The following is a 1318-nucleotide window of genomic DNA, read 5'->3' as shown; positions in this document are numbered from 1 at the left end:
ACGATCAAACAAAATCAATCCAAAGTCCTTACCGCGCACAGGTCTCATCAGTCGCCCTCCGGGCTCCTGTCGACACATCCCGCGCTCACCTCCCATCAAACCACTTCCAGTAAAATCAACCGCACGCCCGCAGAGCCGAAATTCGCCGTAATTCCATCTCGGCGCCACATATGCGCGGTTCTCAACAGCCATCGACAGCTGTTCGTCACGGTGAATATTATATCCCGGCGTTCATTTTTTGCGGGCGAAGAAAGTTCCATCGCTATATGGTAAAGGTTAGTATACTTAGATACAATTCGTTTATTGGGTGGGTTTCGTGAATTATCTTCCGGTCGGCATTGCCTCGTATGTGTTGCTCGCACTATCTATATTTGTTGTTCTACTTGACTATAGGCGTGGCGAGTTATCGTCTGTCACGCTTGTCTGCGCGCTGGTTGTCTCGATTTCAGTAACCGTTTTCGGGGCTACCTTGGTTGGCGCTGAGATTAACTTCCAGCTCCATCTATTGATGCAGTTTTCGAACTCTGCAATCGTGTGCGGTGTTTTCTTTCTTCTGCGTTATCGAGGCAAAGTGGGTGTAACCCGGAAGGCTGCGGTCGAGGATTCGACCGGGCTGCGACCGATTGTCGGATCTGTGGGTTTTCTATCTGCTGCGTTTCTCACTGCATATGTTGGGTCTCCTCCTTTGCCGGAGTGCAATACGGCCAGATGTGTTTTTCTCAATTGGCTGTTGGGCGAAAGCATGCTGACAAATCTATTGTATATATCCTCATTCGTTGGTTCGATATCTATCTTGTGCGCACTTGTCTGCTTGTCCATATTGTTTCGTAAGGTGATTTATACGCCCCCTCGCTGAATTCGACTCTTGGGCTTCCCAAAATGCGATGAATCAGAATCTCTGGTGCAAACCGGAGGTTTCCCATGGCAGCAGCGATTTCATTGCGGGCGGATTTTGACGCAGAAGGTCTTCGGCGTCTGGCCCGCCAGAGCAAGCATGCGGCTCAGGCGCGTCGCCTTTTGGCGCTCGCCTTGATCTATGACGGAGGCTCGCGCTCGGATGCGGCACGGCTAGGCAACGTCACCCTTCAGATCGTGCGGGACTGGGTCTTGCGGTTCAATGCGAATGGCCCAGACGGACTGGTTGATGGCAAGGCTCCCGGGCCCAAATCGCGGTTGAACGATGCGCAGCGGGCCGCACTGGCAAAGGCCATGGAACAGGGGCCGACGCCCTTTCTCGACGGAGTCGTGCGGTGGCGTCTATGTGATCTGGTCCAGTGGCTCTGGGAAGAGTTTCGTGTCTCGGTGAGCGAGCAGACAC

The 1318-nt window shown here is 53.2% G+C and carries 2 protein-coding genes; one reads left to right on the top strand and one right to left on the bottom strand.

Going from position 1 to position 1318, the window contains the following annotated elements; all coding sequences use genetic code 11:
- Positions 1-192: hypothetical protein (locus tag PDO_RS28825; protein ID WP_210161520.1), on the bottom strand; the 192-nt coding region annotated here is incomplete at its 3' end.
- 729 nt (positions 193-921) lie between these two features.
- Between PDO_RS28825 and PDO_RS15085 the strand changes: the two genes are divergently transcribed.
- Positions 922-1318: helix-turn-helix domain-containing protein (locus tag PDO_RS15085; RefSeq protein WP_007603439.1), on the top strand; the 397-nt coding region annotated here is incomplete at its 3' end.

The sequence above is a fragment of the Rhizobium sp. PDO1-076 genome (assembly GCF_000247475.1).
Lineage (GTDB): Bacteria > Pseudomonadota > Alphaproteobacteria > Rhizobiales > Rhizobiaceae > Allorhizobium.
The sequence above is the reverse complement of the archived record's forward strand: the minus strand, read 5'-3'. Positions and strand labels throughout refer to the sequence as shown.